Origin of the sequence: Bacillus sp. BK450 (assembly GCF_004364885.1) — a bacterium.
Classification (GTDB): Bacteria; Bacillota; Bacilli; order Bacillales; family Bacillaceae; genus Bacillus; species Bacillus safensis.
Genome location: NZ_SOBQ01000002.1, coordinates 428,556 through 449,781, shown reverse-complemented (window position 1 = coordinate 449,781; position 21,226 = coordinate 428,556). Strand labels below are relative to the sequence as shown.

General features: G+C 40.9%; 25 protein-coding genes and 1 pseudogene. 19 read left to right on the top strand and 7 right to left on the bottom strand.

What is annotated here, in order from left to right:
* Positions 1-4: 4 nt before the first annotated feature.
* Positions 5-259 carry a DUF2624 domain-containing protein gene (locus EV579_RS07515; RefSeq protein WP_024423008.1) on the bottom strand — a complete coding sequence of 85 codons (255 nt, stop codon included), beginning with the start codon at positions 257-259 and terminating at the stop codon, positions 5-7.
* Between the two features lie 140 nt (positions 260-399).
* On the opposite strand from EV579_RS07515, the gene EV579_RS07510 reads away from it, so the two are divergent.
* From EV579_RS07510 to EV579_RS07490, 5 genes are all read left to right on the top strand, one after another.
* Complete coding sequence (locus EV579_RS07510) at positions 400-1,281, top strand: YitT family protein (RefSeq protein WP_024427967.1); 882 nt, start codon at positions 400-402, stop codon at positions 1,279-1,281.
* Positions 1,282-1,416: 135 nt separating this feature from the next.
* Entirely contained in the window at positions 1,417-2,193 is a 777-nt protein-coding gene (locus EV579_RS07505) for a metal ABC transporter ATP-binding protein (RefSeq protein WP_024423006.1), read from the top strand.
* A complete protein-coding gene (locus tag EV579_RS07500; RefSeq protein ID WP_024423005.1) occupies positions 2,193-3,053 on the top strand; it encodes a metal ABC transporter permease in 861 nt (286 codons plus the stop codon). Before EV579_RS07505 ends, EV579_RS07500 begins: the two co-directional genes overlap by 1 nt.
* Positions 3,031-3,459: a zinc uptake transcriptional repressor Zur gene (zur, locus tag EV579_RS07495; protein ID WP_003217433.1), complete on the top strand. Its 429-nt coding sequence runs from the start codon at positions 3,031-3,033 to the stop codon at positions 3,457-3,459. Before EV579_RS07500 ends, zur begins: the two co-directional genes overlap by 23 nt.
* A gap of 119 nt (positions 3,460-3,578) precedes the next feature.
* A complete protein-coding gene (locus EV579_RS07490) occupies positions 3,579-4,496 on the top strand; it encodes an ROK family protein (RefSeq protein WP_133744208.1) in 918 nt (305 codons plus the stop codon).
* Between the two features lie 60 nt (positions 4,497-4,556).
* On the opposite strand, the gene EV579_RS07485 is transcribed toward EV579_RS07490, so the two are convergent.
* Positions 4,557-5,135, bottom strand: a complete 579-nt coding sequence (locus tag EV579_RS07485; protein WP_133744207.1) for a 5' nucleotidase, NT5C type — start codon at positions 5,133-5,135, stop codon at positions 4,557-4,559.
* Positions 5,136-5,274: 139 nt separating this feature from the next.
* Between EV579_RS07485 and EV579_RS07480 the strand changes: the two genes are divergently transcribed.
* The gene (locus EV579_RS07480) at positions 5,275-5,637 is read left to right on the top strand and encodes a DUF308 domain-containing protein (RefSeq protein ID WP_133744206.1); all 363 of its coding nucleotides are present in this window, start codon (positions 5,275-5,277) and stop codon (positions 5,635-5,637) included.
* Positions 5,638-5,680: 43 nt separating this feature from the next.
* Here EV579_RS07480 and ispG read toward each other — a convergent pair whose 3' ends face one another.
* Both ispG and EV579_RS07470 read right to left on the bottom strand, forming a co-directional pair.
* Positions 5,681-6,796 (bottom strand): flavodoxin-dependent (E)-4-hydroxy-3-methylbut-2-enyl-diphosphate synthase, encoded by a 1,116-nt coding sequence (gene ispG / locus EV579_RS07475; protein ID WP_024423001.1) that lies wholly within the window; start codon positions 6,794-6,796, stop codon positions 5,681-5,683.
* Positions 6,797-6,901: 105 nt separating this feature from the next.
* Positions 6,902-7,204, bottom strand: a complete 303-nt coding sequence (locus EV579_RS07470) for a hypothetical protein (RefSeq protein ID WP_024423000.1) — start codon at positions 7,202-7,204, stop codon at positions 6,902-6,904.
* A gap of 199 nt (positions 7,205-7,403) precedes the next feature.
* Here EV579_RS07470 and EV579_RS07465 point away from each other — a divergent pair, with 199 nt between their 5' ends.
* Complete coding sequence (locus EV579_RS07465) at positions 7,404-7,949, top strand: GNAT family N-acetyltransferase (protein WP_133744205.1); 546 nt, start codon at positions 7,404-7,406, stop codon at positions 7,947-7,949.
* Between the two features lie 72 nt (positions 7,950-8,021).
* Here EV579_RS07465 and EV579_RS07460 read toward each other — a convergent pair whose 3' ends face one another.
* Entirely contained in the window at positions 8,022-8,780 is a 759-nt protein-coding gene (locus tag EV579_RS07460) for a DUF1189 domain-containing protein (protein ID WP_133744204.1), read from the bottom strand.
* Positions 8,781-8,925: 145 nt separating this feature from the next.
* Between EV579_RS07460 and EV579_RS07455 the strand changes: the two genes are divergently transcribed.
* From EV579_RS07455 to pstB (EV579_RS07415), 9 genes are all read left to right on the top strand, one after another.
* Entirely contained in the window at positions 8,926-9,411 is a 486-nt protein-coding gene (locus EV579_RS07455) for a DUF456 domain-containing protein (RefSeq protein ID WP_024427974.1), read from the top strand.
* Positions 9,412-9,592: 181 nt separating this feature from the next.
* Positions 9,593-10,201 carry a superoxide dismutase SodA gene (gene sodA, locus EV579_RS07450; protein WP_007501264.1) on the top strand — a complete coding sequence of 203 codons (609 nt, stop codon included), beginning with the start codon at positions 9,593-9,595 and terminating at the stop codon, positions 10,199-10,201.
* 121 nt (positions 10,202-10,322) lie between these two features.
* Positions 10,323-11,609: an MFS transporter gene (locus tag EV579_RS07445; protein ID WP_024422996.1), complete on the top strand. Its 1,287-nt coding sequence runs from the start codon at positions 10,323-10,325 to the stop codon at positions 11,607-11,609.
* A 122-nt stretch (positions 11,610-11,731) separates the two neighbouring features.
* The gene (locus EV579_RS07440) at positions 11,732-13,867 is read left to right on the top strand and encodes a peptidoglycan D,D-transpeptidase FtsI family protein (RefSeq protein ID WP_041106887.1); all 2,136 of its coding nucleotides are present in this window, start codon (positions 11,732-11,734) and stop codon (positions 13,865-13,867) included.
* A 214-nt stretch (positions 13,868-14,081) separates the two neighbouring features.
* Positions 14,082-14,999, top strand: coding sequence for a phosphate ABC transporter substrate-binding protein (locus EV579_RS07435; RefSeq protein WP_039179996.1), 918 nt, complete (start codon positions 14,082-14,084; stop codon positions 14,997-14,999).
* A 79-nt stretch (positions 15,000-15,078) separates the two neighbouring features.
* A complete protein-coding gene (gene pstC / locus EV579_RS07430) occupies positions 15,079-16,005 on the top strand; it encodes a phosphate ABC transporter permease subunit PstC (protein ID WP_024422994.1) in 927 nt (308 codons plus the stop codon).
* The gene (gene pstA, locus EV579_RS07425; protein WP_024422993.1) at positions 16,005-16,889 is read left to right on the top strand and encodes a phosphate ABC transporter permease PstA; all 885 of its coding nucleotides are present in this window, start codon (positions 16,005-16,007) and stop codon (positions 16,887-16,889) included. Before pstC ends, pstA begins: the two co-directional genes overlap by 1 nt.
* A 23-nt stretch (positions 16,890-16,912) precedes the next feature.
* On the top strand, positions 16,913-17,725 hold the full coding sequence (gene pstB / locus EV579_RS07420; protein ID WP_024422992.1) for a phosphate ABC transporter ATP-binding protein PstB: 813 nt from the start codon (positions 16,913-16,915) through the stop codon (positions 17,723-17,725).
* Positions 17,726-17,740: 15 nt separating this feature from the next.
* Positions 17,741-18,523 carry a phosphate ABC transporter ATP-binding protein PstB gene (pstB, locus tag EV579_RS07415; protein ID WP_024422991.1) on the top strand — a complete coding sequence of 261 codons (783 nt, stop codon included), beginning with the start codon at positions 17,741-17,743 and terminating at the stop codon, positions 18,521-18,523.
* A gap of 41 nt (positions 18,524-18,564) precedes the next feature.
* Here the strand turns inward: pstB (EV579_RS07415) and EV579_RS07410 are convergent, their stop codons facing one another.
* Positions 18,565-19,065 carry an endolytic transglycosylase MltG gene (locus EV579_RS07410; protein WP_024422990.1) on the bottom strand — a complete coding sequence of 167 codons (501 nt, stop codon included), beginning with the start codon at positions 19,063-19,065 and terminating at the stop codon, positions 18,565-18,567.
* On the bottom strand, positions 19,062-19,409 hold the full coding sequence (locus EV579_RS07405) for a hypothetical protein (protein ID WP_024422989.1): 348 nt from the start codon (positions 19,407-19,409) through the stop codon (positions 19,062-19,064). The genes EV579_RS07410 and EV579_RS07405 overlap by 4 nt, the downstream gene beginning before the upstream one ends.
* 413 nt (positions 19,410-19,822) lie before the next feature.
* Here EV579_RS07405 and rpmG point away from each other — a divergent pair, with 413 nt between their 5' ends.
* The 3 genes and pseudogenes from rpmG (at position 19,823) to EV579_RS19375 (ending at position 21,176) form a co-directional block, all read left to right on the top strand.
* Positions 19,823-19,972, top strand: coding sequence for a 50S ribosomal protein L33 (gene rpmG / locus EV579_RS07400; protein WP_008360061.1), 150 nt, complete (start codon positions 19,823-19,825; stop codon positions 19,970-19,972).
* A gap of 48 nt (positions 19,973-20,020) precedes the next feature.
* The gene (locus tag EV579_RS07395) at positions 20,021-20,581 is read left to right on the top strand and encodes a 5-formyltetrahydrofolate cyclo-ligase (protein ID WP_133744203.1); all 561 of its coding nucleotides are present in this window, start codon (positions 20,021-20,023) and stop codon (positions 20,579-20,581) included.
* A gap of 131 nt (positions 20,582-20,712) precedes the next feature.
* Positions 20,713-21,176: pseudogene (locus EV579_RS19375) on the top strand (hypothetical protein).
* Positions 21,177-21,226: the final 50 nt, after the last annotated feature.

Here is a 21,226-nt window from a genome sequence, read left to right as displayed (position 1 = left end):
TTGCTTAACTTGTAAACTGGTTAAACAAATCATTCACAGTCTGTGCTGTCTGTTTAGAAGTAATCGCTTCCACTTGCTTAAGAAGCCGGTTGCGCTCTGAGTCATTAAAAATATTGATGTTTTTCCCGTTCATGAGTTTGGCCACCTCAGCAGCTTGATGAGACGTTAAACTGACGCCATACTGTTTCGCATACCTTAACAGATCATTTGCTGTGATCTGATTGAGCCGCTGCAGGACAATTTTTTGAATTAAAATCAATTCCATTCCTCCCCTCTGTAACAATGTATGGGCGAAAACGGAAAATGTGCAAAAAATTTTATTTTATTCTGTGAAATGATAAAATAGTAAAGTGGATAAAATGTTCATTGAAAATTTAACTTGTGTAGAAGGGAGAACGTATGGCAAATAGTAAACAGCATAGAAAGGAATCAGTGCCTCATTTTATTTTGAGAATTTTTCTGATTCTAGTAGGAGCTGCATGTGCAGCAGTCAGCATTGAATTATTTTTAGTGCCAAACAATATTATTGATGGGGGCATCATCGGCATTTCGCTTATTTTGGATTATCTCTTTACAGATAACCCGTTTATTAATTTTGCGACGATTGTTGTCATTTTAAATATTCCATTTATGATATCAGGATACAAGCATATTGGGAAAACCTTTCTGATTTCCACTGTGATTGGGATTGTCAGCTTAGCCGTGATTGAATCTTCACTTCATCATGTGGAGGCATTTACAACACAGCCGATCTTAGCCACTGTATTTGGCGGACTATTACTTGGATTTGGTGTTGGACTTGTCATCCGTAATGGAGGTTCAATGGATGGAACAGAGATCTTGGGAATTCTTCTGACGAAAAAAATTCCTTTCTCCGTCGGTGAGTTTGTCATGATCGTCAATGTGTTCATTTTTATTTGGGCTGGCTTTGTTTTCGGACCAGAGCAGGCTATGTATTCTGTCATGACATATTATTTGGCAATGAAAACAATTGATGCTGTTATTCAAGGGCTTGATGAAACAAAAGCTGTCATTATCGTCTCAGACTATTATGATGAAATTTCAGATGCGATTCTGCATCGACTCGGCAGGGGAACGACAAAGCTGAGAGGAAAAGGCGGCTATACAGATGAAGAAAAAGATGTCATCTACGCCGTTGTCACAAGGCTTGAAATTACAAAGCTGAAATCTATTGTATTTGAAATTGATGACCAAGCATTTATCACGATTATGGATACGCATGAAACAAAAGGCGGTAAGTTCAAAACAGCCATTCATTAGCTTTTATTTTACTTTTTTATCTTTCTTTTATATAATGAAATGTATGTATGGACAGAGAAAATGGCAAAAGCCATTTTCTTTTTGTTGTATAAATCGTAATCATTCTTTTTATATTGATTAAAGGTGGAAAGATTCATGGCAAAGCCAATTATTGAAATGAAGGACATTTCGTACTCGTATGGACAGCGAAATGTCATTGATCACATTCATTTAACAGTAGAGGAAGGAAACTTTCTAGCACTTGTTGGACCGAATGGTTCTGGTAAAACAACTTTATTAAAATGCCTGCTTGGGCTCATTAAACCACAGCAGGGTGAATTAAAGCTATTTGGCACGCCTGTCTCAAAATTTAGAGACTGGGATCAAATTGGATTTGTTTCTCAAAAGGCGAATAGCTTTAATACAGGTTTCCCTGCTTCTGTATATGAGGTCGTCGCAAGCGGACTGACCGCAAAAATTGGTTTGTTTAAACGAATGAGCAAACAGGATAAATGGCAAGTGGAAGATGCCATTCGCTCAGTTGGCATACAAGATTTAAAGCATCAAAACATCGGTGAGCTTTCTGGCGGCCAGCAGCAGCGTGCATTTATTGCCCGTGCGCTTGTCAGTCAGCCGAAGCTGCTCATTTTGGATGAGCCCACGGTTGGAGTGGACCAGCGGACAGTAGAAGGCTTTTATCAGCTACTCGAAACATTGAACAAAGAAAAAGGAATGTCTTTAATTCTCGTCACACACGACGTTGGCACCGTTTCTGATAAAGTCACCCATGTGGCTTGTTTAAATCAGACACTGCATTTCCACGGGGATGCAGAAGCGTTTGATTCAATGGATGATCAGGCGCTATCCCAATTTTACGGGCATGACATTCAAGTGATTCATCACGACCATCACCATCATGGGGGACATGAATAATGCTATTTCCATTTTTTCATTATGAATTTTTGCAAAATGCGTTTATCGCAGGGTTACTGATTGGTTTTATTGCGCCCTTACTTGGTGTATTTATTGTCGTAAGAAGGCTTTCGCTTATTGCAGATGCCCTCAGTCACGTGTCCCTTGCCGGTATTGCCGCAAGTTTATTTCTTGATAAAAAGTTTGGCCTTTTGACAGGGGTAAGCCCGCTCTACTTAGGAATGGCTTTTTCTGTGGCAGGTTCATTGTTTATTGAACGCCTGCGCTCCGTGTATAAGCATTATCAGGAGCTTGCCATTCCCATCATCTTATCAGGTGGTATTGGGATTTCCGTCATCTTCATTTCACTAGCGAATGGCTTTAATACAGATTTGTTTAGTTATTTATTCGGAAGTGTCAGTGCGGTTTCAAGACTTGATCTTTGGATTATTGTAGGGATCTCACTCGTTGTTGTGTTAGTTGTTGTGCTTTTATATAAAGAATTGTTTCTGCTTTCTTTTGATGAAGAGCATGCAAAGGCTTCTGGTATTTCAGCAAAATGGATTCATTTTATTTTTATCTTAGTTGTTGCACTTGTCATTGCGGCATCGATGCGTATCGTCGGTACACTGCTTGTGTCGGCGCTCATGACGCTTCCTGTTGCAGCAAGTATCCGCATTGCCAAAGGATTCAAACAGGCGATTTTCCTTTCGATCTTGTTTGGTGAATTGTCTGTATTGGCCGGATTGATTTTAAGCTATTATCTTGATTTAGCGCCAGGCGGAACCATTGTGATGCTGTCTATCTTGATTTTAATCGGGTGTATTAGTATTGGGAAATTCAGAAGGGGGAATCAACATGAACGTACAAGAAGCGCTTGATTTATTAAAGGAAAAAGGCTACAAATATACAAGCAAACGTGAAGACATGCTTCAATTGTTTTCTGATTCTGATAAATACTTGACCGCTAAAAATGTGCTGACGGCACTAAGTGAAGACTACCCGGGTCTCAGCTTTGATACGATTTATCGAAACTTGTCACTATATGAAGACCTTGGAATATTAGAAACAACGGAATTGTCAGGGGAGAAACTTTTCCGTTTTAAATGTTCATTTTCCCATCATCACCATCACTTTATTTGTCTTACATGCGGGAAAACAAAAGAGATCGATGCCTGCCCTATGGACAAGCTCGACGCTGATTTAGAGGATTATCATATTAGTGGACATAAATTTGAAATATATGGAACATGTCCTTCTTGCGAACCGAAGGAAGTTCACTCATGAAAAAGCCAGCCATGGAGCTGGCTTTTTTGTTTTGTCTTTTGAAAACGTTTTACAAAGGGAGGCTGTTTCATTAAAATGAGATCAAGGTACTACTTTTTAAAGTAAAGGGAGGGGTAAAAGTGGCCTATTACGTCGTGTTTGATGTAGGCGGGACGAGAACAAAACATGGATTAATGGATCAGGATGGGGAGCTTGTCACAAGTGGTGACTATGAAACGAACTGCCGGCAGCTTGAACCGTTTTTAGAAGCCATGGCGGATGTGGTCAGGCAATATCAAAGGATGCAGGATGTCAGCGGTATCGCCATCAGTCTTCCAGGTTTTGTGGACAGTGAATCAGGTTATACAGAATTTGCAGGCGCCATCATCGCCTTAAATGGTCAAAATGTAAAAACACTTTTAGAAGAGAAAACGTCTCTTCGTGTAGAAGTGGAAAATGATGCGAACTGTGCAGCTCTCGCAGAAAAATACAGCGGTCATGCGAAGGATTGTGATAGCTTTATTTGTATGACAATTGGCACGGGTGTCGGCGGGGGTATTTTTGCTAATGGTCAGCTTGTGCGCGGTGCATCCTTCCGCGGTGGTGAATTTGGCATGATGCTGACAGAGACGGAAAATGGCCAGTTTACAACTCTTAACAGCAGCGCTTCAACGGCTGGATTAATTCGGAGCTATAAAGAAAAGCAAGGAATTCCGCAAAGTGCTCAAATAGACGGTCAAGAAATTTTTGAAAAGGCGAAGCATGATCCGGCCATTGAGAAGCTGTTGGATCAATGGTACAAGCGAATAGCCATTGGCGTTTACAATGTAGCGACTGTTCTTAACCCAGAGAAAATCCTCATTGGCGGAGGCGTAAGTACAAGAGCAGATTTATTACAAAACATTGAAAAACATTTACATACACTGCATGCGTGGAAGAACATTCAGGTGAAGCTGGAAACTTGCTACTACTTGAATCAGGCAGGCATGAAGGGGGCACTGTACCATTTTCTCATGAAAGAAGGGCAGCTTGCTCCATCAAAAAAGCCGATACATTAAATGTATCGGCTTCAGCGTGTAGACTCGCGAATAATCCGCTTCGGTGCTCGCTCAGTTACATTAATAAGCAGTTTGCAGACACTGTTCGTATTGTTTGATCCATTGAGACGCTTCCTGCCAGTTGTTCACGCGAATAATTCTGTCGTCAATTGGCATTTGATTATAAGGGGAGTTAAAAAGAATAACCGGAATGTCAGCTTCTTTTGCAATCATTGTGGCATTGCCATGATGGTCTTCAAAAAATACATCAATCTTGTGCTTTTGAACGGCTTCCAGCTTATGATGACCGCCAACCAGCTCAATAGCATCATAGTGCACATCATGTTCTTGAAACCACTTGTAGGTGATATCCGAATGCTGCTGCCTTCTTGCGGTAATATAAATCAGTCTGTGCTGCAGCTTCATTTCGTCGAGGATCTCTTTTGCACCCTCAGCAGGCTTTGCCTGTTTATAAATAAGAGGCTCGTGTTGATCCATCCAGCCCCAAAATTCTTCTTGAGAAATCTTTAAAAGCTTCGTCAAATCATACTCTGTCATATCATCTAGTGTCATGGCACATTGGAACGACTCATTTAAGTAGGGGACAAAGGTGTCCTGTGCCGTCACTGTACCATCAATATCAATTCCTAAACGTAACATGCCCACACTCCTCATTTTTATACTCTTAAAGTGTAACATAATCAATTCACAATTCCAGCAAGTTTTAGCAATCATGAAACAGACATTTTTGCTCATACTAAAAAAGCTCCTTTCTATTAACCAAAAGGGGGAATTGATCATGGAAAGAGACGAGGATTTCAGAAGAAATGATCGTGAAATCGACACACATTTTAGTAATGATGATGGCTATTTAGAGGAAACAGCTGCTGAAATTGCAGAGCCATATCAAGCTTCAAGAGATCGAGAAGATAGACGAGGACATGACCAAGCAGGTGACGATTCAGGCAGTAAAGGGATAGGCTATACAGCACTCGCGATTGCGATTATCTCATTATTTGTCTTGCCGGTGCTATTAGGGGTAGCGGCAATCGTCGTTGGTTATATTGCAAGAAGAAAAGGAGCACATGCGCTTGGCGCGTGGTCAATTGGGATCGGAATTGTTTCCGTTATCCTAGGCATATTTATCACCCCGTTCTTTTAACAAGAACAGAAAAACGCCTGACTATGACGTCAGGCGTTTTTTGTTAGGCATTCGCTTGTTTTTCTTTTTCAGCTTCCATTTTCGCATAATGTTCTTCAGCGATTTTATCGATTTCTTTTTTCAGTTCTTCGACCATTGTTTCTTCCGGTACTTTACGAACAATTTCACCTTTACGGAACAATAAGCCTTCGCCTCTAGCGCCTGCGATTCCGATGTCCGCTTCACGTGCTTCACCAGGACCGTTAACAGCGCAGCCGAGAACAGCTACTTTAATCGGTGCTTTGATTTTAGAAATATATTCTTCGACTTCATTTGCAATGCTGATGAGGTCAATTTCAATTCGTCCACAAGTTGGGCAGGAGATCAGTGTTGCTGCATTTGATGCAAGACCAAATGATTTCAACAATTCACGTGCTACTTTTACTTCCTCAACTGGGTCAGCACTTAATGAAATACGGAGGGTGTTCCCAATCCCCATATTCAAAATAGCGCCAAGTCCAGCTGCACTTTTGACTGTACCTGCAAATAGCGTACCTGATTCTGTAATCCCAAGGTGAAGAGGATAATCAAAGGCTTTAGCCGCTTTTTCGTATGCTTCAATTGCAAGGTTTACATCAGATGCTTTCATACTGACGATGATGTCATGAAAGTCTAGGTCTTCTAGAATTTTAATGTGATGCAGTGCACTTTCGACCATACCATCTGCTGTTGGATAGCCGTATTTATCAAGAATCTTTTTCTCTAATGAACCAGCGTTTACGCCAATACGGATTGGAATGCCTTTTTCTTTTGCTGCTTTGACAACCGCTTCGACTTTTTCTCTTCTTCCGATGTTTCCTGGATTGATTCGGATTTTGTCTGCGCCTGCTTCGATCGCTTTCAGTGCAAGCTTGTAGTCAAAATGAATATCCACAACAAGCGGGATGTTAATTTGTTTTTTAATGTCCGCAATTGCATTTGCTGCACGCTCATCCGGACATGCGACACGCACGATTTGACAGCCTGCCTCTTCTAAACGTTTAATTTCAGCGACTGTCGCTTCGACATCATGTGTTTTGGTTGTTGCCATACTTTGAATGACAACCTCATTATTTCCACCTATAGTTAAAGGTCCCACTTTGACGGGACGCGTTTTAGTACGATGTGTGACTTCACTCACTTGTCAATCGCTCCTTAGTGTACAAGCAATCCTTTGCCGTGTACGTCGTGTTTTACAGTTCATATTGTAACAGTCTCTTTGTATGAATGACAAGGAATTAACGTTTTATCTCTTATAGACAGGAAACTTATATGTGCTGCCTGCCCTGATTTCGTTCGCTTTCACACCTTGATTCAGCTCCTCGAAATCTTTAATGACGTCATCAAGCGGTTTGCTTGTATGTACGATGGAGAGGACCGTTTCACCTTGTTTTACAGTGACGTTCTTATATGTCTTTTTCTCAGCTGTTTGAAGGGCACTTGCTGGGACAGCTTGGTTTTCCTCAACAGGAATGGTTCCATTTTTCAAATCAAAAAAGATAATAAAGAGGACAAACAAACTGATTAGTAAAAAAAGAATTCGCCGCATTTTACTCACCGCTTTTAAGAGTTTACTTCAGTCTATGCATGTCCTGAAATGATAGAACCAAAAAGAGGAGAAAAGCGGAAAAGGGTGGTTCTAGTTCGTTCTAGTATGTCTCTTGTAATAAAACTGCTTGGGTCGTTGGTGTAAATAGGAGGGCAAGCTCATATGACGATTATGATAAAATAAGAAAGGGGGAGATTTAATGAAGAAGGTTAGTCAGCATATATATGTGAGAACACTAACAGAAAATGATGCCGAATCACTGTTAACATTAGAGCTTGAGAATCGCTCATATTTTCAGGAATTTACACCTTTGGTCAAAGATGATTTCTTCACGTTACCTCGTCAAATCGAACGGATTCAGCGCGGTGTGCAAAGAAGTGCACAAGATGAATCTTACATGCATGGTATTTTCTTAAATGAAACAGGTGCCTTAATTGGGACGATCTCATTAGGTTCTGTCGTAAGAGGTCCGATAGAAGGAGCTTGGCTCGGGTATGTACTCGATCAAAGGCAGGGCGGAAATGGATATATGACAGAAGCCATTCGTTTAATCATTGACTATGCCTTTTTTGAGTTGAATCTCCATCGTATTGAGGCTGGAGTAAAGCCGAGTAATAAGGGTTCCATTCGTGTACTTGAAAAGACAGGTTTTGAAAATGAGGGACTAAATCGTAAAAAAGTAAAGATTAATGGAGTGTGGGAGGATCACTATTTGTTTGCGATCATCCATCCAGATGAGTCCTAGCATGAATAGACATAAAAAGCTCCTCCGATCCGGGGGAGCTTTCATTGTGTAGACAAATCCTTGTTGGATGGATCATTTGCTTTTTTTTGCAGGAATTTCTTTCACAACAAGATATAAAAAGATAAAGTTAATGACCCAATTTAATAAAAATGAGTTTGCAACAGGCGTGTTTAATGCACTCATAATGGCGAAAAAGACCGTTGTTAATGTGAGTGAATAAGCGGAGAGCTTCCAAAGCATTTGGAAGGACAGCTCTTTTTGCTGCATTCGTTTAATAAATGTACCAAGCATCGCAAGGAATGTTGCGCTGATAAACATGAGAGCCGCAGTTGATAGATATAGCAGTACACAGATGACAGGGATGATAATCGCTTGGTTCTGATTTGTGACGCGGGCGAGTTCATCTTTTGTCAGCGTTCCACCAAGGAGCTGGTATGGAATATCTGTCATTTGTCCATCAATAGCAATCACTGCTTTTTCCTTTAACAAAGCGATGGCCGTTTGCTTTGATTCAAGCTCACTTGCTTTTATTTTTTCAGCAGGATCAAAGATAATCGTGATGCCGTTTTCTTCTTTTTCTATTGGTTCACTTTGATCCGCTTGAAGCTTTCCTTTTTCGATTGAAAAGTCGGGTAAATCTTTTTTGATCACATGCTGAAATCCTGACATCGCATTCGAGATTTCTTTGCTCATATGATACCCCTGAGGAACTGCTGCGATAATTGAGAGGATAAAAATGAATAAAATCGCTTTACCGATCCCTGTAAACCGTGCTTTAGCAATATCTTTTGGTGAATAAATTCCTTTTAACAATAGATTAAATACGTTCAATACCCATTCACTTCCTACATTCTTTTCTATTTCTCATATTGTATCAATGTCTATCCATCAAGTACAAGTATGGCCTTCACCACTGGTTAAGATAGAGGGAATGAGGCATAATGTATACAGCATATAAAAAGGAGGCGGCACGGTCTTGGACATTCTGTATTGGATACTGATTGGCTGTGCATTTATCATTGCGTTTGTTGGACTGGTTTATCCAATTATTCCGAGTGTGGTCTTTATGGTTCTCGGATTTATTCTATATGGCTTCTTCTTTAGCTTCGAGCCGCTTACCCTGACGTTCTGGCTCATTCAAGCCATGTTTACTGCCGTCTTATTTGCGGCAGATTATGTCTCAAACCTTATTGGGGTAAAGCGCTTTGGCGGCAGCAAGGCAGCTATTTGGGGAAGCACCATTGGGTTATTAGCTGGTCCTTTTGTGATACCCATTGCAGGAATTATTATTGGTCCATTTCTTGGGAGTGTCATTGCAGAGCTCCTTGTTCATCAAAAAGATCTGAAGACGAGTGTGAAAGTCGGATTAGGCTCATTAATTGGATTTGTATCAGGTGTTTTTGCAAAAGGATTGATTCAAGCGCTGATGCTAGGGATCTTTTTATTTTATGTCCTTCGCTAAGTAAAAAAGGGTGTTTAAAACTTTTTCAAAAGGGCTAAATACAAAATAAACACTGAAATGTTTCAGAACATGAGCAATAACGTTGAAACAAGCTGTTTCTTTTGATACTCTTTGAGTAGGGTGAATTGCTGACTTACAGAGGAAGCATTTCAGTACATATATTTTAAGGAGGAATTTAACCATGGCTTTTAAACTTCCAGAATTACCATATGCTTACGATGCATTAGAACCACATATCGACAAGGAAACAATGACGATTCACCACACAAAACACCACAACACATATGTAACAAACTTAAACAAAGCAATCGAAGGTGTATCAGCTCTTGAAGATCAATCAATTGAAGAGCTAGTGGCTAACTTAAACTCAGTGCCTGAAAACATTCGTACAGCTGTACGTAACAATGGCGGAGGACATGCGAACCACTCATTATTCTGGACGCTTCTTTCACCAAACGGTGGCGGCGCACCAACTGGTGAACTTGCAGATGCGATCGAAAAAGAACTAGGTGGATTTGAAAAATTCAAATCTGATTTCGCTGCAGCAGCTGCAGGACGCTTTGGTTCTGGTTGGGCATGGCTTGTTGTGAACAATGGAAAACTTGAAATCACAAGCACGCCAAACCAAGATTCTCCTTTAACTGAAGGAAAAACGCCAATTCTAGGACTAGACGTTTGGGAGCATGCTTACTACCTAAACTACCAAAACCGTCGTCCTGATTACATTTCAGCATTCTGGAATGTTGTGAACTGGGATGAAGTAGCTCGCCTTTACAGCGAAGCAAAATAATGATTTGATTTGAAAAGACCTGCTTTCAAGAGAAGCAGGTCTTTTTATATTTTCCCTCCTTTTTTTACATATCTGCCTTTTGATGAGACAGACTATTGTGTAGAAAAGGAGAATGAATGGTATGAGCAGATTAAAGAAAATGTTCGGGGACATGGATGTTACAAAAGATTTATTGCTCCTCCTCACGATTGGCGGGTTATACGCACTTGCCATTGCGCTTTCGAATACGTTTGTAAATGTGTACTTATGGAAACAGTCTGGGAAATTCACGGATCTTGCGATTTATAACTTGGCCATTGTGGTACTTCAGCCCATTACGTTTTTATTCGCTGGCCGGCTCGCAAAAAAAATAGACCGGGCGTTTGTCCTTCGTTTCGGTGTCATCTTTTTAGCCGCTTTTTATTTAATTGTCTTAATGGCAGGAGAACAAGCGGCCGCACGGCTAGTTTTATTGGGAAGTGTCCTTGGGATCGGCTATGGTTTTTACTGGCTTGCTTTTAATGTACTCACCTTTGAGATCACCGAGCCTGAAACAAGAGACTTCTTTAATGGATTTCTCGGGGTGCTTTCCTCAACTGCCGGCATGATCGGTCCTCTCATTGCGGGGATTGTCATTTCTCAGTTAACGGATGATACAGGCTACACAGTCATTTTCACATTATCGCTTTTTTTGTTTTCACTAGCGGTTGTGATGAGCTTTTTCCTCAAAAGAAGGCAGTCTAAAGGCAAATTTATGATCAAACAAATTTGGAAAGAACGTCATGCAGACGAGAATTGGCGTAGGATTACAACAGCTCATTTTTTTCAAGGGCTTCGTGAAGGGGTCTTTGTCTTCTTAATCAGTGTCTTTGTGTTTATTGCAACAAACAGTGAGCTTGCTCTAGGGACGTTTGGTTTAGTGAATTCAGGTGTTGCCTTTTTTGCTTATTTCTTCGCTACACGTTTGATTAAGAAAAAGTGGCGTAAGAAGGCCATCATGCTTGGCGGGCTGATTTTATACGGCGCCTTGTTTTTAATCGTTTTCCACTTGTCCTATGTATCACTTCTGATGTATGCGGTAGCCATTGCAATAGGATATCCGCTCCTGCTTGTTCCTTATGTATCCTTAACATATGATGTCATTGGCCATGCAAGGTACGCCAGAAAGGCCCGAATTGAATATATTGTGGTCAGAGAGCTATTTTTAAATGCCGGCCGTATTTGTTCGATTGTTTTGTTCCTGCTGTCTGTCACCTTACTAGGTGATGAGCTCGGAATCCCGGCATCACTTGTTGTGCTCGGAGCGGGGCACACCCTCATTTATTACTTTGTAAAAGATATTCATTTGAAAGAAAAAACAGCTGATATGAAAGAGGCTGACGGTCAAAAGCCAGTTTCTCAAACGAACCTTATTAAGGGAGAAAGGTAAAATTTCTTACCTATGGAACATCAAATTTCTAGATAAATGATAGAAAAACCGCTAAAATGATGATGGCACCTTTTATACACAAAAAGGGGTGCCATTTCTTTCTTGATAGAAAAGGTGATGTGATGAGAAACAAGAAAAACAAAAAAGACGCGAAGGAAGGGCGCAAAACACTTCCGATCCGGCTGAATTTATTATTTTTAGCTGCCTTTATTATTTTTACCGGCGTTGTCGTTAGACTCGGATTTGTGCAAATTGTCAATGGAGAAGATTATAAAAAGCAGGCAGAAAAACAAGAGGATGTGAATGTCAGCTCATCTGCTCCGCGCGGAAAAATTTATGATCGAAACTACAATACGATTGTCAGCAATAAAGCGCTGAATGCCATTACATATACGAGAACCTCGACGACTTCACAAGAAGAGCGGCTCAAAGTGGCATCAAAATTAGCGGATATGATTCATGTGAGTACGAAAAAAATCACAGATCGTGACAAAAAAGATTTCTGGATCTTAACGCATCCGAATGAAGCGAAAAAGCTTGTTCAAAAGGAATCAGAATTAAAGGGTGACGATAAGGTCTCTGATGATAAACTATATGAGCTTCAGCTAAAACGCATCACAGACAAGGAATTAAATCAACTGACGAAAAAAGATTTACAAGTGCTTGCCATTAAAAGGCAGATGGATGGAGGCTATGCACTTACGCCTCAATTTATTAAAAATGAAGATGTAAAGCCAAGCGAAATTGCTTACGTCTCTGAGCATTTGGACGAGCTGCCAGGTGTTGATGTGACGACAGACTGGTCACGCAGCTATCCGTATAAAGGACTGCTCCGCAGTATGCTCGGCAGTGTGTCTTCGAGTGATGAAGGTCTTCCGCAGTCACTTCTTGAGCATTATCTATCACTCGGCTACAGCCGAAATGACCGTGTAGGAAAAAGCTATCTCGAATATCAATATGAAGATGTCCTGCAGGGCCAAAAGGAAAAAGAACAGAGTACAACTGATAAACAGGGCAATGTCACAAGCTCTAAAGTGTTAACAGAAGGTAAGAGCGGGAAAGACCTTGTGCTTACCATTGATATTCAGCTGCAAAAAGCGGTTGAAAAAATTATTGAAAAGAACTTGAAAAGTGCGAAACAAAGAGGGGGAACTGAGCTTCTTGACCGCGCATTTGTTGTCATGATGGACCCGAGAAATGGAGAGGTTCTCTCTGTTGCGGGTAAGCAGATTTCAAACAAAAACGGAAAATACAAATTCGATGACTACGCATTAGGAACGATGACCTCCTCATATGCGATGGGATCAGCCGTAAAAGGGGCAACGGTACTGACTGGATATAAAACAGGCGCTATTCATATTGGAAGTACCCAATACGATGAACCTCTCTATATCGCCAATTCACCGCCGAAGAAATCCTATCAAAATATGGGACTTATTAATGATTTAACAGCACTAGAGCGTTCATCAAACGTATATATGTTCAAAACAGCGATCGCCATTGGGAAAAGCGAATATCGTAAAAAGCAGCCGCTCCCAATTGATCCGAAAGCATTTGATACGTTCCGCTACAATTTCAGTAAATTTGGCCTTGGCGTCAAAACCGGTATTGACCTGCCAAACGAAGCAACGGGCTACAGAGGAACGTCTACACAATCGGGTCTCTTACTTGACTATGCGATTGGACAGTATGATACGTTTACACCGCTGCAAATGGCGCAATACGTTTCAACCATTGCAAATGGCGGGTATCGTTTACGTCCGCAGCTTGTCAAAGAAGTGAGAGAGTCAGACCCGCAGCGAGGCATTGGAGCTGTGACGGAATCCGTCAAACCGGATGTATTGAATAAGCTAGACATGACAAGTGATGAGATCAAACGCGTTCAGCAAGGCTTCAAGCTTGTCATGCAGAACCCAAGAGGGACAGCCTATTCAAACTTTGGCAACAAAAAGTATAATCCAGCCGGCAAAACAGGAACCGCTCAATCATTCTATGACGGTCCAATTAAAAGCAAGCGCGGTACATCGACGTATAACACAACTCTTGTAGCGTATGCGCCAGCTGATAATCCAGAAGTGGCTATTTCCGTTGTCGTGCCATGGGTGTATCAAGACTACAACCAGCGCTATCCAATTACAAATGATATTGGTGAACAAGTATTAGATAAGTATTTTGAACTGAAATCAAAACAGGAAAGCAATGATACACAGGCGAAAAACAAAAACAAAATTGAAAATGAAGCAGAAACAAATAACTAGACCTTTCATAGGTAAAAACGCTCACTTTTTGTGGGCGTTTTTTTACGTTTTCTTCAAAAATTCCGATATAAATTGACAAAATTCATAAAAAACGCCGCAATTTCTCTACAAAACTTCGACATTTACAAAACCTTAACACTCCATTTAAACGAAATTAATAAAGAACCTTTAATGTATTACTCGTAGGACAAATTATTCAGGGGGTATTCTTGAAATGAAAAAGAACAAATTATGGCTGCTTACTTTCCTTACTATCGCATTGTTAGCATTCGTGACAGCATGCGGAAACAGCAGCTCAAGCGGAGATTCAAAAGACAGTAAAGGAAATGCTTCAAACAAAGATGAGGCATCAGGTTCCATTACCATCTCAGGATCATCTGCGATGCAGCCTTTAGTTCTTGCGGCAGCAGAAAAATTCATGGATAAACATCCAAAAGCCGATATTCAAGTACAAGCCGGCGGTTCAGGAACAGGACTTTCTCAAGTTTCAGAAGGATCTGTACAAATTGGTAACTCAGATGTATTCGCTGAAGAGAAAGACGGAGTCGACGCAAAAGCTTTAAAAGACCACAAAGTAGCAGTTGTTGGAATGGCCGCAGCTGTAAACCCTGAAGTGGGTGTCAAAGACATCACAAAGGACGAATTGAAAAAAATCTTCACTGGTAAAATCAAAAACTGGAAAGAGCTTGGCGGGAAAGACCAAAAAATCACGCTTGTTAACAGACCTGATTCTTCAGGAACACGTGCAACATTTGTGAAATATGCACTTGATGGTGCAACACCTGCAGAAGGAATCACAGAAGATTCTTCAAACACAGTGAAAAAGCTGATTGCAGAAACACCAGGTGCGATTGGATACCTAGCATTCTCTTATTTAACAGATGACAAAATTACACCGCTTAGCATTGATGGTGTGAAACCAGAAGAAAGCAATGTAGAAAGCGGTAAATATACAATTTGGGCATACGAGCACTCTTATACAAAAGGTGAGCCGGAAGGTCTAGCAAAACAATTCTTAGATTACCTTATGAGTGACGAAGTACAAAAAGAAATCGTCAAAGACCAAGGCTACATCTCAGTCTCTAATATGAAAGTAGAAAGAGACGCAGCAGGCAAACAATCGGATAAGTAAGAGGTCTTGAATTGCTGATGAAGGAAAAGTGGAGCATTTCACTTTTCCTTTTATGACATTCATAGGAGTGTAGAAAAAGATGAAGCAGATAGAACATACAGAAGCGAGCGATCGGCTGATCAGCTCGAAGAAAAATAGGCAAATGGATGAAGTAAGAGGAAGTATTTTGGTGAAATTCTGCGCATTCTTAATGATTGCAGTATCCATCGCCATCACCATCTTCCTTGGCATTAAGGGTTTACAATCTTTCATCGTAAATGGTGTAAGCCCAATTGAGTTCTTAACCAGTATCAATTGGAACCCAACAGCAGAAAACCCGGAGTACGGCGCATTTCCTTTTATCTTTGGATCGATCGCCGTCACGCTTCTATCGGCACTTATTGCAGCGCCGCTAGGCATCGCAGGAGCGATCTTTATGACAGAAATTGCACCTGCATGGGGCCGGAAAATTCTCCAGCCAGTCATTGAATTGCTTGTAGGGATTCCATCCGTTGTTTACGGATTCATAGGTCTTACAGTATTGGTGCCGTTTATCGGACATTTCAAGTCAAGCGGCTCAGGGCATAGCGTGTTAGCAGGAACGATTGTCCTGTCTATTATGATTCTGCCAACCGTTACATCTATTGCAACTGATGCAATGGCTTCCCTTCCAAAAAGCTTACGTGAGGGATCCTATGCACTTGGCGCTACAAGATGGCAAACGATTAGACGTGTGCTTGTACCGGCAGCTCTTCCAACATTAATGACAGCAGTCGTTCTTGGAATGGCAAGAGCATTTGGTGAAGCCCTTGCCGTTCAGATGGTCATTGGAAACACGCGTAATTTACCAGAGAGCATTATGGATACAGCTGGTACATTAACAACCATTATTACGTTAAACATGGGTCACACAACGTATGGAAGTGTTGAAAACAATACACTTTGGTCAATGGGTCTTGTCCTTCTAGTTGTATCGTTTATGTTCATACTCATTATCAGATACTTGTCGTCTAGGAGGAAGATTTAATGAATAGCAAAATGACCGATCGTTTTGCCACGTTTGTTTTTGGATTATGTGCCGCCATTATTACGGCGATCCTAATTGGTTTGTTTTCTTATATCATCTTCAACGGTGCAAAAGAATTAAATTTTGACTTTTTGACAACCCGCTCAAGTGCAATTGGCTCTGGCGGCGGTATTAGGGATCAGCTGTTTAACTCGTTTTACATTTTGTTTATAACAATGTTGATCACAGTACCACTTGGTGTCGGCGGTGGAGTGTACATGGCTGAATATGCGCCTCAAAACAAAGTCACTGATTTTATTCGCACATGTATTGAAGTGTTGTCTTCACTTCCTTCTATTGTCATTGGTATGTTTGGTTTACTCATGTTTGTCAATTTAACAGGCTGGGGCTATACGATCATCGGAGGAGCTCTTGCGCTCACGGTGTTTAACTTGCCAGTGATGGTCAGGGTGACAGAAGACGCGCTTCGCTCTGTACCGAAGGATCAAAAGGAAGCATCACTAGCGCTCGGTGTAACGAAATGGCATACAGTGAAGACGGTCCTGATTCCAGGTGCGATTCCTTCTATTATTACCGGTGCGATTTTAGCATCAGGAAGAGTTTTCGGGGAGGCAGCAGCGCTTCTTTTCACAGCAGGTCTCACCACACCGCGTCTAGATTTTACAAACTGGAGTCCATTTTCTGATACGTCACCGCTGAATATTTTTAGACCGGCAGAAACATTAGCCGTTCATATATGGAACGTCAATACACAAGGAATCATTCCAGATGCAGAGGCCATTGCAAATGGTGCATCAGCCGTACTTGTGCTTTCAGTTTTAGTATTCAACTTAGCAGCTAGATGGCTTGGTTCATTTATTCATAAGAAGCTTACGTCAAAATAATGTGAGAGAGGTGTGAAGGGGATATGGTTCAAATGCTAGCAGAAAAAAAAGAGATTGCAGCAAAAAAGGCTCCACTTCAAGCGGAACAGATTTTACAGGTGCAGGATTTAAGCATTTATTATGGTGAAAAAAGAGCGGTCAATCACATTTCATTTGAAATTGAGAAGAACGCAATTACCGCATTAATCGGCCCATCTGGCTGCGGGAAATCAACCTTTTTACGCAGCATTAACCGCATGAACGACTTGATCCCAGGTGCGAGAAGTGAAGGTGCGATCATGTACGAAGGACTCAATATTTTGGATGACCGCATTAATGTGGTGAATTTAAGAAGAGAAATCGGCATGGTTTTCCAAAAGCCAAACCCATTTCCTAAATCGATCTACAATAACATTACCCATGCATTAAAGTATGCGGGAGAAAAAAGAAAATCAGTGCTTGATGATGCGGTAGAGGAAAGCTTAACAAAAGCGGCGCTTTGGGATGAGGTCAAAGATCGTCTGCACCGCTCAGCTTTGTCATTATCCGGCGGTCAGCAGCAGCGCCTTTGTATTGCCCGTACACTTGCGATGAAGCCCAGCGTTCTTTTATTAGATGAACCTGCTTCTGCCCTAGACCCGATCTCAAATGCAAAAATTGAAGAGCTATTATCAGATTTGAAAAATGATTATTCGATCGTCATTGTGACTCACAACATGCAGCAAGCGTTACGTGTATCTGATCATACGGCCTTTTTCCTAAACGGTGATCTAGTAGAATATGATGCCACTGAACGTATCTTTACACGTCCTGCGCAGCAAAAAACAGAAGACTATATCAATGGTCGATTTGGATAAGGCGGGTGGATTTTGATGAATGCAGTAGCAACTGAAACAGCAAAAAAAGAAGTGTTTCGTGTGAATGATATGAACCTTTGGTACGGACAGCATCACGCACTGAAGCATATTGATTTAGACATTAAAGAGCATGAAGTCACAGCAATTATCGGTCCGTCAGGCTGCGGAAAGTCAACGTTTATCAAGACCTTAAATCTTATGGTCAAAACAGTGCCAGGTGTGAAAATCACCGGAGATATGATGTATAACGGCGACAATATTTTAAAAGGCCGCGTTGATCTAGTGGAACTGCGTAAAAACGTCGGGATGGTCTTTCAAAAAGGAAACCCATTCCCTCAGTCTATCTTTGATAATGTCGTCTACGGACCAAGAATTCATGGCGTGAAGAGCAAGCAGCAATTGAAAGAAATCGCTGAAAAAGCGCTTCGTGATGTTGCCCTTTGGGATGAAGTGAAAGATCGATTAAATGCACCAGCATTAGGTCTTTCCGGCGGTCAGCAGCAGCGTCTTTGTATCGCAAGAGCTATTGCTACGAGCCCAGACATTTTACTAATGGATGAACCAACATCAGCGCTTGATCCTGTCTCAACATTAAAGATTGAAGAATTAATTATGAAATTAAAAGAGAAATACACGATTGCCATTGTGACGCATAACATGCAGCAAGCGGCGAGGGTATCAGATAGAACAGCCTTCTTTTTAATGGGAGAGCTTGTTGAGGTCAATGATACGAATGTGATGTTCTCAGAGCCAAATGATCAAAGAACAAATGATTATATATCTGGTCGATTTGGATAATAAAACCCCCTGGAGGTCAGCGCCGCCAGGGGGTTTTGCTGTTATTTTGTTAAGGCTTTGACGATTTGTTTGAACGTCATCCCTGTTTTTAAATTGAACTTGCCTGCACGAATTTCTTTATGGTAGCCGGCGTCAATCACGTAATCATTAAAATCTTTAGACGAGTTGATAATTCCGTCTTTTTCAAGCATGTCTGAAACGTCACTTGTGCTCATCCCGTTTTTAATAACAAATTTGACCGATTTGCCTTTAGGCTTGTCCGATGTTTCTTTATCATTTTTAGAATCGCCGTCTTCATTTGCTTTCAGTGCTTTTTCTTTATAATCAAGAAGCTGCTGATATGTTTCACGGCTGACAGAGACTTCTTTTTTAGAGTCTAAATAGTTTTTCACATCGGTGTCTGTTACTTTCGCTGCGAGCGTTTCTTTTGTGGTTGTATCAGCCGCCGCTTCATCTTTTCCAGTGAGGAAAAAAACGATCGCCAGAACACCAGTTGCAAGAATCATACCTGCCGCAAACGTTTGGATGCTTTTTTTCGTCATACAAGCACCTTCTCATTGTCTTTAATGATCATGTTGACCTCATCTACAGATACATGCTCAGCGCGCGCAATGGCCTCAGGAGACATGCCATTTTGATGCTTTGAAATGATTTGTCTTGCGATAGATGGATCAATTTCTGAATGTTTGCGGACGACAATGTTTGTTTCAAGCAATTCTTCTTCAAGAACCTTCATTTTCTTTTTCAGTTTATAGATTTCTTGCATTGCAGATAGTTGAAGTGTTTCAAGTTCCTGCTCGACTTCTTTAATCGGCTCTCTTTGAAAATATGAGAATGCGATCAGTACGATACTGACAACAAGCAATCCGATAATTGCAATTTCCATGTTTCATCACCTTTTATTCATATTTTAATGCTGAAAGCCATAAAAGGCTTTCATGATTGTTTCAGACAGTTTTCGACCCTTCTTTTTTATACCATAAAAAAGCTAGTTTCAAAAGGAATTGCTGAAAAAATCACCTTTTTTTCATCTTTTTTCTTTTTATATGAAAAACGAGTATGAAAATCTTGCTCGCTGTCAAAATAAAAGAGGGTTTCTCATGTATACAGTACGACAAAGATTGAGGTTTTATAGGGGAGCAGGCTATTTTTCATGAATTGACCGTGCGATATGGATCAGAACATGGAGGGATTGCACTGAAATTCAAATTGGTGAAAAAACATTCTAGCATTCCTAAGCTAGAAGTGGTATTATAGTTAGGTCTGAATGTGAATTGATTTTAGTTTGGAGGGAAAAACATGCGCGTAAATATTACTCTAGCTTGCACTGAATGCGGTGAGCGTAACTATATTACTAAAAAGAATAAGCGAAACAATCCAGATCGCGTTGAATTCAAAAAGTATTGCTCACGTGATAAAAAACAAACTTTACATCGTGAAACAAAGTAAGCAGCAGGGAATTTTCCTGCTGTTTTTTTATGATGGGAGATGATCTGTGTGAAAAAGGAACTTCGCCTTCAAACATTAGCCAAGCTGGACCAGATGAGTGCCGAAGAATTCAAGCGAAGCACCGCTTTACTTCATGAGCGCTTGTTTCAACTGCCAGCATGGAAACAAGCGAATACGGTTGCACTTACCATGTCTAGAGGAAAAGAGGTACCGACAATGCCTCTCATTGAAAAAGCATGGCGGGAGGGGAAAACAGTATGTGTACCCACCTGTTTTCCGGAAACAAAAGAGATGACGTTTTATAAATATACACCAGAAACGAAAATGATCTCCCGCTACTTTGGGCTATTGGAGCCAGATCCTCTGACGTCGGCCACTGCATCTAAAGAATCAATCGATTTGATCATTGTGCCTGGTGTGTGCTTCGATCGAAAAGGCTACCGTATCGGATATGGGGGCGGCTATTATGACCGCTACTTAGCTGACTATCACGGCGAAACGCTTGCCCTTTGTTTAACAGTACAGCAAACCGAGCATATTCCGGCTGAAACGCACGACATCCCGGTCTCAATCATGGTCAGTGAGAAAGGTACCATATATCTAAAATAAAGTCCGCTGCATATACATATGAACGGGCTTTTTTTGTTGAGCGAAGGTGCTTGCTTATGATCAAAAGTCACATGCACGATAGCGATCAACATTCTTCATTAAAAGGCATTTTAGCTGACGGGGGATATGTTTTGAAAAAATTTCGTGGAAAGAAAAGATACTTCCGTAATATGTGGGAGGAAGTGAATACTTGTGACTTAAAACTTGATCGTGATTTATGGTTTTATTTTAGGCATACGCACCTTGATTTTTTTGGAGTCGGGGAAAATAGCTATAAAATAAGAAGAGAGCATATCAAAGCTCATATCGCTTTATATCATAGGCGTGTAAAACAGCTTGAAAGCTTTAAAAGCCATACCAAACTTGGATTTGTATTCACGAACATGACCCTGGTTTAGACGCTGTATATGTTCATACACCAAATCCATACGACAGTTACTTCCCGCACAAGGTGGAGGAGTTAGAGCAGAATTGTAAGCTGCCTCATACTTTCAAGGATTTAATCGAACTTCATCCATTTGATGTTTCTTATGATCAATCAGAGTGCGGAGAGGTCTATTATATTCAATCAAAAGAACAAGGGATTAGATTGTGAAGGCCTGCTTATGAAAGGAACCTTTTAAGCGATAAAAACGATGGTTCATG

Coding starts and splice junctions, on each gene's coding strand:
- EV579_RS07510 (WP_024427967.1), top strand. CDS start 400: ATGGCAAATAGTAAACAGCATAGAAAGGAATCAGTGCCTCATTTTATT.
- EV579_RS07505 (WP_024423006.1), top strand. CDS start 1,417: ATGGCAAAGCCAATTATTGAAATGAAGGACATTTCGTACTCGTATGGA.
- EV579_RS07500 (WP_024423005.1), top strand. CDS start 2,193: ATGCTATTTCCATTTTTTCATTATGAATTTTTGCAAAATGCGTTTATC.
- zur (WP_003217433.1), top strand. CDS start 3,031: ATGAACGTACAAGAAGCGCTTGATTTATTAAAGGAAAAAGGCTACAAA.
- EV579_RS07485 (WP_133744207.1), bottom strand. CDS start 5,135: ATGTTACGTTTAGGAATTGATATTGATGGTACAGTGACGGCACAGGAC.
- EV579_RS07480 (WP_133744206.1), top strand. CDS start 5,275: ATGGAAAGAGACGAGGATTTCAGAAGAAATGATCGTGAAATCGACACA.
- EV579_RS07470 (WP_024423000.1), bottom strand. CDS start 7,204: ATGCGGCGAATTCTTTTTTTACTAATCAGTTTGTTTGTCCTCTTTATT.
- EV579_RS07465 (WP_133744205.1), top strand. CDS start 7,404: ATGAAGAAGGTTAGTCAGCATATATATGTGAGAACACTAACAGAAAAT.
- sodA (WP_007501264.1), top strand. CDS start 9,593: ATGGCTTTTAAACTTCCAGAATTACCATATGCTTACGATGCATTAGAA.
- EV579_RS07445 (WP_024422996.1), top strand. CDS start 10,323: ATGAGCAGATTAAAGAAAATGTTCGGGGACATGGATGTTACAAAAGAT.
- EV579_RS07440 (WP_041106887.1), top strand. CDS start 11,732: ATGAGAAACAAGAAAAACAAAAAAGACGCGAAGGAAGGGCGCAAAACA.
- EV579_RS07435 (WP_039179996.1), top strand. CDS start 14,082: ATGAAAAAGAACAAATTATGGCTGCTTACTTTCCTTACTATCGCATTG.
- pstC (WP_024422994.1), top strand. CDS start 15,079: ATGAAGCAGATAGAACATACAGAAGCGAGCGATCGGCTGATCAGCTCG.
- pstA (WP_024422993.1), top strand. CDS start 16,005: ATGAATAGCAAAATGACCGATCGTTTTGCCACGTTTGTTTTTGGATTA.
- pstB (WP_024422992.1), top strand. CDS start 16,913: ATGGTTCAAATGCTAGCAGAAAAAAAAGAGATTGCAGCAAAAAAGGCT.
- pstB (WP_024422991.1), top strand. CDS start 17,741: ATGAATGCAGTAGCAACTGAAACAGCAAAAAAAGAAGTGTTTCGTGTG.
- EV579_RS07410 (WP_024422990.1), bottom strand. CDS start 19,065: ATGACGAAAAAAAGCATCCAAACGTTTGCGGCAGGTATGATTCTTGCA.
- EV579_RS07405 (WP_024422989.1), bottom strand. CDS start 19,409: ATGGAAATTGCAATTATCGGATTGCTTGTTGTCAGTATCGTACTGATC.
- rpmG (WP_008360061.1), top strand. CDS start 19,823: ATGCGCGTAAATATTACTCTAGCTTGCACTGAATGCGGTGAGCGTAAC.